The following is a 9,690-nucleotide window of genomic DNA, read 5'->3' as shown; positions in this document are numbered from 1 at the left end:
TAACGTCGCGAAATTAGAAAAACCATAAGATTTCGCTTTGTTAAAGGGCAGCTAACGTCGCGAAATTAGAAAAACCATAAGATTTCGCTTTGTTAAAGGGTAGCTAACGTTGCGAAATTAGAGAAACCATAAGATTTCGTTTTGTTAGAGGGCAGCTAACGTCGCGAAATTAGAAAAACCATAAGATTTCGCTTTGTTAAAGGGCAGCTAACGTCGCGAAATTAGAAAAACCATAAGATTTCGCTTTGTTAGAGGGCAGCTAACGTTGCGAAATTAGAGAAACCATAAGATTTCGCTTTGTTAGAGGGCAGCTAACGTCGCGAAATTAGAAAAACCATAAGATTTCGCTTTGTTAGAGGGCAGCTAACGTCGCGAAATTAGAAAAACCATAAGATTTCGCTTTGTTAGAGGGCAGCTAACGTCGCAAAATTAGAAAAACCATAAGATTTCGCTTCATTATATTGCCTATCCAACTTCTTACTGGTGATTCTATATATATTGTGACAAAAGCTCCAGCTGTAGTGCGTAAAGAGACAAATAAAAAGATCTTGTTTCATAAGGAACAAGATCTTTCAACATTATCTATTTATTTTCGCTATTGATTGGTATTTGAAAAGTAAAGGAAGTTCCCTCTCCGAGCTTACTTTGCACAGATATTACGCCATCATGGGCTTCGACAATATTTTTTGCAATAGCAAGACCAAGTCCTGTACCTTTTTTCCCTTTTGTTCTTTTCCTAGATTTATCTGCCTTGTAAAAACGTTCAAATACAAATGCCAAATCTTCTTGAGAAATACCTGAACCGTTATCAGTAATATATATTTGAACATAGGTATCGAAGGATTCCTGATTAATCATAACAGTCCCATTACTTTGAGTATGATTGAGGGCGTTATCAATTAGATTAGTTAAGACTTGTTCAATTCGATCTGGGTCCGCAATAAAATAAGTATTTGGATCGTTCATTTTAAGATCTAAATGGATATCTTTTTCAGAAGCAGGACCATTAAATTTTTTAACTATCCGTTCAAGAAAAGGCTCAATTTCTATTTTTTCTTTATTTAGCTGAATGTGTCCTGCTTTCATCCTTGCTAAATCTAATAATTCATTGACTAAACGACCAATTCTTAGTGACTCATCATTTATAATTTGAGCTAGCTCATTCTTTTCTTCTTTCGATTCTGCAATATCATCAACAATCGCCTCACTATACCCTTGTAGTAAAGATATAGGTGTTCTAAGTTCATGAGAAACGTTGGCAATAAAGTCTTCCCTCAGCTTATCCATCTGACGTTCCTCTGTCATGTCTCTTATAACAGCAACTACACCTCTAACATAAGATTGGTCATATAGAGGCGACATGATAATAACCCAATTCCTCCCTTGAATATATACCTCTCTAGACATTTCTGATTCTGAAGAAATAACCGCTTTAAGAAGTTCACTTAATTCATCCGGGAGCACCTGTTCCTTAGAAGATTCAATATTATGTTCATAATACCAATCTTGCAAAAATTTTTGAGCAGGAGGATTTGATACAACGATCTGAGCTTTTCTATTTAATGTTAAGACACCATCGACCATTGAACTTAAAATACTATAAAGCTGCTCCTTTTCTTGCCTTAAAGCATTTATATGGAACTTCAGTTGCCTTCCCATCCTGTTAAAAGCCATCGCTAGCTCCCCGATTTCATCGTGGGTTAGGATTGGCACCTTCGTATTAAACTCACCCTTAGCAAGTTCAATCGCCCCTTCCCTCATTTTTATAAGAGGGGCTGTTATTCTAGTCGATAAGAAAAAGGCAAAAATTGTCGTTAAAATGATAGCTATCCCGGCAGCTATTAAGATAATACGTGTAGTATGCTGCGTTGTTTTTTTAACGATATCTAAAGATTGGTAAACATATACCGCACCTTTTTCCTTATTAAGCGGCTTACCAACAATCATAATTGCATCTTCGTTACTCATTAACTGTTGTTGTTTTTTGACCTCTATTTTACTGTTCATAACTTCTAAAAGATCTTCTTCAGCTAATATTTCTTCTGCTGATAGTTCTAATAACTGCTTATCATCACTTTCAGATACCCAGAAATCTTGTTCTTTAAACAGGATCACAATTCTACTTGTTGGGTCTTTGATTCTTTCTGACATTTCATGAATTAAATCTCTATCATCATATTGTTCAACTAATGCGGACACTTTTGTCGCAGTTTGCATTAAATCATTTTCTGCTTCTACAACATGAAAGTTCTCAAAAAACTGTAATAACAAAAAAGACAACATCGTTAATACAACTGACACCAATAATAAAAAGGTAAACCAAAGTTTACCTACAACACTACGCCAAAACATTAGTCATTAGCTACTTCGAATTTGTAGCCGACACCCCAAACTGTCACGATCATTTTCGCTGCCTCTTTTGAAACTTTGTTTAATTTTTCTCTCAATCGTTTCACATGTGTATCTACTGTTCGTAAATCACCGAAGAATTCATACTTCCATACTTCTTTTAGTAACTGCTCACGATCAAACACCTTATCTGGTGCCTTTGCCAAGAAATACAATAGTTCATATTCTTTAGGTGTCAATCCCACTTCCGTTCCATCTGCTAAAACGCGATGTGCGTCATTATCAATTAATAAGTGAGTAAACTCTAGCATATCTTTAGAACTATTATTTGTATTTACAAATGTAGCAGAGGACGAGCGCCTTAAGAGAGCTTTTACTCTTAAAACCACTTCTCTCGGACTAAAAGGTTTTACAATATAATCATCTGTACCAACTTCAAAACCTTGAATCCTGTTAGCCTCTTCACCTTTTGCAGTAAGCATAATGACAGGTGTAGCTTTTTGTTCCCGAATTTCCTTACAAACTTCCAAACCATCTTTTCCTGGCATCATTAAGTCTAATAGGATAACATCATAATTATTTTCTAACGCTAGCTTCAAGCCCTGTTCTCCATCTTCCGCTTCATCAACGAAATATTCTTCTCTCTCTAAATACATACGAACTAGACGCCTAATTCTATCTTCATCATCAACTACAAGAATTCTAGGATTGTTTTCCACCCAATTACCCCCTCTTTATAAGCTATGTCATCACATACACTTAAGCGTACGAATGTAAGCCAGCAATTACTAAATTTACAGCAATCAAATTAAACATAATTATAGCAAAACCTATAACTGCAAGCCAGGCAGATTTTTCGCCATGCCATCCTTTCGATAAACGTAAGTGTAAAAATACAGCATAAAAGAACCATGTAATAAGTGCCCATACTTCTTTAGGATCCCATCCCCAATACCGGTCCCAAGCCTCCTGTGCCCAAATTGCGGCAAATATTAAACCACCTAATGTAAATACAGGAAAGCCAATGGCAACTGCTCGATAAGAAATCTCATCTAATAATTCTGAGTTTGCTTTTTGTAACAGAGGCTGGATTGCAGCAGCTATCCGTTTTCTTAATAGCAGTCTAAGAATTAAATACATAGCTAATCCAGTAACGAGTGACCACAAAAGTGTGTTGAATTTTTTAGCGGCGTTAACACCCTTCATCCAACTCGGCACCTCAAAAACTGATGACATCCGATCTTCTGTTAATAATTCCCCTTCATGAGGACCTGCAATAGCAGGCAGGTTATATTCCACTTCCGTTATTTGTTCATCAAAAGGAAACTCAAATGTTGCCTTATAATCTAAAGAACTAAATATAGAGGAGATAAGAACGAATCCCAAAGTGGAAATAAGTCCGTAAATAACTATTTCAAGCCACGTAGTACGTTTTGATTTCTTTGACTGATCAACTTGTTTAATTAAGTAGATCAATCCCGCTGCAAAACTGATAGCTAAGATAGCCTCTCCCAATGATACCGTCGTGACATGTATGTATAGCCAATGACTCTTTAAAGACGGAACTAACGGTGATATTTCAGTTGGAAACACACTAGCATATGCTATAACCAATAGGGCTACTGGTAAGGTAAAAAGACCTAACATATTTAAGCGATAAATAAAATATATAATAATAAACGCTAAAACTAGCATCATACCGAAAAACGTCATAAATTCAAACAGATTACTTACAGGTGCATGTGCACTTGCTATCCATCTCGTGATAAAATAACCCACTTGTGATAAAAAACCTAAGATAGTTAGTGAAATTGCAATTCTACTGGCAAGACTTTTTGTACCCTGTGAACGTTTATCTTTAATCGTACCCCCAAAGAAAAACGTTGCAACTAAATATAGAACAAAAGCCAAATATAAAAAATTCCCACTTAATGAAACCATGTCTCCCATCTTCTTCCTCCTCTAATAAATCCCCTAATCATCTTCTTGTTCTTGATCTATTACCATATTAATCTCTGTATCTGCTATAATCTTGGCGAACTCATTCTTCAGACCATACCAATTTTTATTAGTATGGGCAGCTATCATCAGACCATTCCCTTTAGGATGAAGCCATATTCTTCTGTGCTGCCAATACATACCTTGAATAACTCCAATCATGAATATCGCAGCCCCAAGGCCAAGAATTGGTAACGTATAATCCCGTTTAACGCTTAACCCGGTAACATCACGCATTTCGAAACCTGTTAGACCTACTTTATATTCATTTCCTTCGCCACTTGAAACATTTCTACCAATACCAGCAAAGCTAATTTCTGGCTCTCCTTGATTCGGTGGGTAGACGAAAAATACAAAGGCAGGGTTTCGTGGATATTTAGATTTGGATCTCGGTACTCCCTCATCTAAAAAGTACTCAGGAAAATACTGATCAATCTCAACTCGGTAACCATTTTCTAGTTCATACAAACTTTGAGGTTTCGTTAAATCAACAGTAAAGTTAGCTAGTGCCTTCTCATCTTTATCTTCAGCTTTATGTATTTTAAATGATATGGAAGAAAACTCATTTTGTTGATAACTCGATTGATAAAGAGCATACCCATCAAATTTAATAGGGTGATTTACTCGGATACTGCCCTGCTTGATCTCGGCAAGATCCGGATCTTGACCAATCAGTTGTGTCCCTGTACTCTTATAAATTACTACATCGGTTTGATAGTTACTCGCTACCATTCCTTTATTTTTAATAGCTTCAGAAAAACGTTCATCTTCTTCATCATAAGTTTCTAGTATAAAGTTTTCGTTCTTAACATAATATTCTCCATCTGTTTTAGGAATAACGACTGTATCCCCTTCCCTTATCCACACAAAGTCATCTATATGCATAAAAGGAATAAAGCGTAATAGAGATCCAAACAAGAAAATAATCAACCCTAAATGATTAACATACGGGCCCCATCGAGAAAAACGACCTTTTTCTGCCAGTATGTGGCCATTTTCTTCTCTAACCTTATAACGATGTTTTTTCAAGCTAAAAATTATGTTTTCTTGATCATCTTGTGATACAAAATCGGTTTCACTAAATAGCTTCTGTCGTTTTAAAAAGGATTCATGCCTAGTTGGTTTCTGATTCGTCAATGCTCGATAAAGAGGAACACCCCGGTCAATACTTACAATAAAGATAGAAATCCCAATAAGTGCTATTAAAATCATATACCACCAAGAACTGTATAAGTTATGAAATCCCAATTGGTAATAAATTTGTCCAAAGATCCCATATTCATCTTTATAATGATCTGCTGGCTGAACATTTGGCGGAATATACATCTCTTGTGGAAGGATTGTCCCTACAGCAGATGCAATTAACGTAATGACAATTAACGTGACACCGATTTTAACAGATGAAAAGAAATTCCAAATTTTATCTACAATGGATTTGTTATGTGTTTTAGACCTAACGGCACTACCGTCATAACGCATATTTAATAAGGATTTATTGCTTTCTATATCGTTTGAATCTATTTGTAATGGTTTTCCACATTCCGAACAGATTGATGTTCCTTGCGGATTTACATGTCCGCAAGCATCACATGTAAGTTTTCTCATGATTACCCCTCATCACAAAATACTTTTATTTAGGTTGAATTTGTTGTAGGTAACCTTCTAACCTACTTAATGTTAATGGTCCTTTTACAATCTCTACTACTTCCCCGTCCGGATTAATAAATAAAGTTGTCGGTAAAGGCCCAATATTGTAAGCGTCCATAACTTGTCCATCTCGATCATGTACAATCGGAAATGACAATTGGTATTTTTCAACAAATCGATTAATTACTAATTCTGTAGCATCGACACTGACAGCTACTATTTCTACACCTTTTTCCTTATATACCGGATATAAAGACTCCATATAAGGCATCTCTTGTTCACACGGTTTGCAGTAAGTTGCCCAGAAATTCAACATTATCCCTTTACCCTCTAAATCTGATAAATTAAGTGTATCGTTGGAACCATTTAATTGCTTTAAAACAAATGGTATAGCTTGATCACCTTTTTCTATCATCGATTTCTCTTTTGTTAAATTTGAAACAAGGGCAAATACTAATGCAGCTAACAATACTAATAATATGATCGTTCGAAATATTAGTCTATTTCGTTTCTTATTCCTCTTCCTAATATTTGCATCCTCTATCTTACTCATCAGATCCCACTCCCCTTGCCCATTGTATCATTTAAATCAAGTAGTAATTATGAATATTATTTAACAATTTTAGTTGCTTCTGCTCTTAATTGCTTAACTTCATGGGGAGTTAATTCACGGCTTTCGCCTGGATTTAAGCCATGTAAGGTTAGAAAACCATATTGTTCACGTTTTAGTTTATCAACTGGATAATTGATCGCTTCAAACATTCTTCTTACTTGTCTATTTTTTCCTTGGTGCAAAATAATCTGAACGATAGCCATATTTTTTTTGTTATCAGAGGACAGCACCTTAACATGCTCTGCCTTTAAAAGATCACCATCCACTTTTATTCCTTTTTTAAGTAACTTTATATCATCACGTGTCGGAATGCCTTTGGTTTTAGCTACATACGTTTTCTCTATTTGATGTTTTGGATGCATAAGTAAGTTAGCAAACTCACCATCATTAGTCAGTAGGATTAAGCCAGATGTATCATAATCCAATCGGCCAATTGGAAATATCCTTTCTTGTACCTCTAGAAAGTAGTCTAATACTACTTTTCTATTCTTATCATCTTTGACACTTGAAATGACACCCCTTGGCTTATAAAACAGAAAATAAACGGGCTGTTCCTTCTCTAGAGGAACCCCTTCGACTTCAATTTTGTCATCTGACGTAACTTTAGTACCGAGAGTTGTCACGACTTTATCGTTGACCTTCACTTTTCCCTCTTCGATGAGAAGTTCTGCTTTTCTTCTTGATGTGACACCACTTTGTGCAATTACTTTTTGTAAACGTTCTTCTTTTTTTGACATATTTACCACCATTATCATTATATTTTATTGTTTCGTCATTTATCTTCAGCATTTCTCAACTATCTACATTTTAATCACTAACTAAAGACATAACAAGAGCGTTAACATAAACGTTAACGCTTAATTCATAAAGACAATCGAAACAATCACGATTGATGCTATTATACCAATAAAATCTGCTATCAGTCCAACTTTTAAAGCGTCACCCATTCTTCTTATTCCAACGGCGCCAAAATAAACGGTTAAAATATAAAGTGTTGTATCTGTACTTCCTTGCATTGTAGAGGCTAGTCTACCTATGAAAGAATCTGGTCCATGAGCCTTAATCAAATCAGTAGTCATACTTAATGCAGCTGTTCCTGAAATAGGACGTATCATCGCTAATGGAACAATATCTGAAGGAATACCGAATATTGTCAGAACCGGGGAAATAAAAGCAATAAAAGCTTCCATTGCTCCTGAACCACGTAAAATCGCAATAGCGACCATCATTCCTAACAAAAAAGGAAGGAGTGAGATAGCCATTTTGACTCCTTCTTTACCCCCCTCAACAAATATCTCATAGGTAGGCAATTTTTTCCATGTTGCCACTAATAGAACCAGTAAAATAATACATGGTATAATCCAAGTACTTACTGTAGTTATTATACTCATTGTCTATTCTTACGCACCCTTCGCAAATAAAATAGTCGGTCTACAATAATAGCTGTAATTGACGTGACTAGGGTTGCCAAAATTGTCGTTCCTACAATTTCTGTAGGTGCTTGCGAATCATATTGCATACGAATCGCTATGACAGTAGTTGGTATCAGGGTAAGACTTGAGGTATTTATTACTAGAAAAGTTATCATGGATCTGCTAGCTTTATCAGATCCACTTATTTTTTTCATTTCTTCCATTGCTTTTATCCCCATCGGTGTAGCAGCATTCCCTAAACCAAACAAGTTTGCTGTGAAGTTAGACAAAATATACCCCATTGCCGGGTGGTCTTTTGGGATTTCAGGAAAAAGCCTTGTCACCATCGGTTTAAAAAAGTTTGTTAATACCCTCAACATACCAGCTTTTTCCGCTACTCGCATTAATCCCAACCAAAACACTAAAACACTTATTAATCCAATCGAAATTGTTACAGCATCATCCGCACTTTCAAACAAGGCTTGATTAACATTCTCCATTGTTCCATTAAACATAGCGTAAACAATCCCAATGATAGCCATACCAGCCCATATCAGATTAACCATTTAAATTACACCTAACATTTTGTTAAACATATCTAAGATGGACTCTAGGAAACCGGCTGATTCCTCAGATTCATTGGCAATGTTATCACGAAATATAGATGCTTCTGCTATATTGTTTCCTTCAAGTGTAAAGACTTTTTTACCAATAAGGTCCGTTACATCCTCATCCCGAGCTTTTTCAAAAAAAGTTGCTGATTCTACTTGTTCTTTCTCTTGGTCAGTTAAAGGGACATACACCTCATCTCTAAAATAAGCCGTTTCTTTCTCTTCTGAGTTTTTCATATAGAAAATTTCTTGACCCTTATTTTGAAGCTTTGTCATTTGATAGTTCTTAAAACCCCAATTAAACAACCGCATGTGGTCCTTCCAATCATCCGGTCCATTTAGCGTCACAACAATTAACTCCATTCCATCTTTTTCTGCTGTCGAAACCAACGTTCTACCCGCAGCTCTTGTGTAACCTGTTTTACCACCTGTGGAATATTCATAATACCTTGTAAGCAATTTGTTTTTGTTTCCCCATGCATACTCTCTTGTTTCTGCTTTATAGGATGTTGATCCTGTCACATCTTTAAATACATCATTGTCCATGGCATAACGCATAAGTAGAGCCATGTCATATGCAGTTGAATAATGCTTGTCAGAATCTAACCCATGTGGATTATCAAAATGAGAATTGTTCATCCCGATCCATGCAGCCTTCTCATTCATTAAGTGTACAAACCCTTCTACACTACCACCTACATGCTCTGCGATAGCTACTGCTGAATCATTACCTGACCTCAACATTAACCCATATACGAGATCACTCAGTTTCATCTTCTCGCCTTCTTCTAAGTAAATGGAAGACCCTTCCGTATAGACTGCACGGTGGCTAGCAGTTGCCATTTCATCCATTTTTCCTGATTCAATTGCGATAATAGCAGTCATTATTTTCGTAATACTTGCTATTAAATGAGGGTCATTAGCAGACTTTTCGTATAATACCCTACCTGTTGACTGCTCCATTAAAACGGCATTTTGTGCTGATACACTTGGTTTAGCAAACGCTTGTATCGGATTCATTAACAAGAATAAACTTATACAACAGATTATCATTACTATT

Annotated in this window: 9 protein-coding genes; all 9 read right to left on the bottom strand. The window is 35.9% G+C overall.

All coding sequences use genetic code 11. The features are described 5' to 3' along the window. Positions 1-582: 582 nt before the first annotated feature. Positions 583-2,352, bottom strand: a complete 1,770-nt coding sequence (locus tag H7K77_RS13215) for an ATP-binding protein (protein ID WP_186578322.1) — start codon at positions 2,350-2,352, stop codon at positions 583-585. Beyond that, positions 2,352-3,068: a response regulator transcription factor gene (locus H7K77_RS13210; RefSeq protein WP_186578321.1), complete on the bottom strand. Its 717-nt coding sequence runs from the start codon at positions 3,066-3,068 to the stop codon at positions 2,352-2,354. Before H7K77_RS13210 ends, H7K77_RS13215 begins: the two co-directional genes overlap by 1 nt. Before the next feature lie 40 nt (positions 3,069-3,108). Next, positions 3,109-4,290: a c-type cytochrome biogenesis protein CcsB gene (gene ccsB, locus H7K77_RS13205; protein WP_186578325.1), complete on the bottom strand. Its 1,182-nt coding sequence runs from the start codon at positions 4,288-4,290 to the stop codon at positions 3,109-3,111. Between the two features lie 33 nt (positions 4,291-4,323). Beyond that, positions 4,324-5,952 carry a cytochrome c biogenesis protein ResB gene (gene resB, locus H7K77_RS13200; RefSeq protein ID WP_186578320.1) on the bottom strand — a complete coding sequence of 543 codons (1,629 nt, stop codon included), beginning with the start codon at positions 5,950-5,952 and terminating at the stop codon, positions 4,324-4,326. Between the two features lie 25 nt (positions 5,953-5,977). Further along, positions 5,978-6,547, bottom strand: coding sequence for a thiol-disulfide oxidoreductase ResA (resA, locus tag H7K77_RS13195; protein WP_186578319.1), 570 nt, complete (start codon positions 6,545-6,547; stop codon positions 5,978-5,980). Between the two features lie 56 nt (positions 6,548-6,603). Continuing rightward, positions 6,604-7,344 carry a pseudouridine synthase gene (locus H7K77_RS13190; protein WP_186578318.1) on the bottom strand — a complete coding sequence of 247 codons (741 nt, stop codon included), beginning with the start codon at positions 7,342-7,344 and terminating at the stop codon, positions 6,604-6,606. Between the two features lie 120 nt (positions 7,345-7,464). Beyond that, the gene (locus tag H7K77_RS13185) at positions 7,465-7,998 is read right to left on the bottom strand and encodes a spore maturation protein (protein ID WP_186578317.1); all 534 of its coding nucleotides are present in this window, start codon (positions 7,996-7,998) and stop codon (positions 7,465-7,467) included. Beyond that, on the bottom strand, positions 7,995-8,585 hold the full coding sequence (locus H7K77_RS13180; protein ID WP_186578316.1) for a nucleoside recognition domain-containing protein: 591 nt from the start codon (positions 8,583-8,585) through the stop codon (positions 7,995-7,997). Before H7K77_RS13180 ends, H7K77_RS13185 begins: the two co-directional genes overlap by 4 nt. Next, positions 8,586-9,683, bottom strand: a complete 1,098-nt coding sequence (locus H7K77_RS13175) for a D-alanyl-D-alanine carboxypeptidase family protein (protein WP_186578324.1) — start codon at positions 9,681-9,683, stop codon at positions 8,586-8,588. It lies immediately after the preceding gene. Between the last annotated feature and the right edge of the window lie 7 nt (positions 9,684-9,690).

It is taken from the genome of Aquibacillus kalidii, assembly GCF_014280935.1.
In the GTDB taxonomy this organism is placed as follows: Bacteria; Bacillota; Bacilli; order Bacillales; family Amphibacillaceae; genus Aquibacillus_D; species Aquibacillus_D kalidii.
The sequence above is the reverse complement of the archived record's forward strand: the minus strand, read 5'-3'. Positions and strand labels throughout refer to the sequence as shown.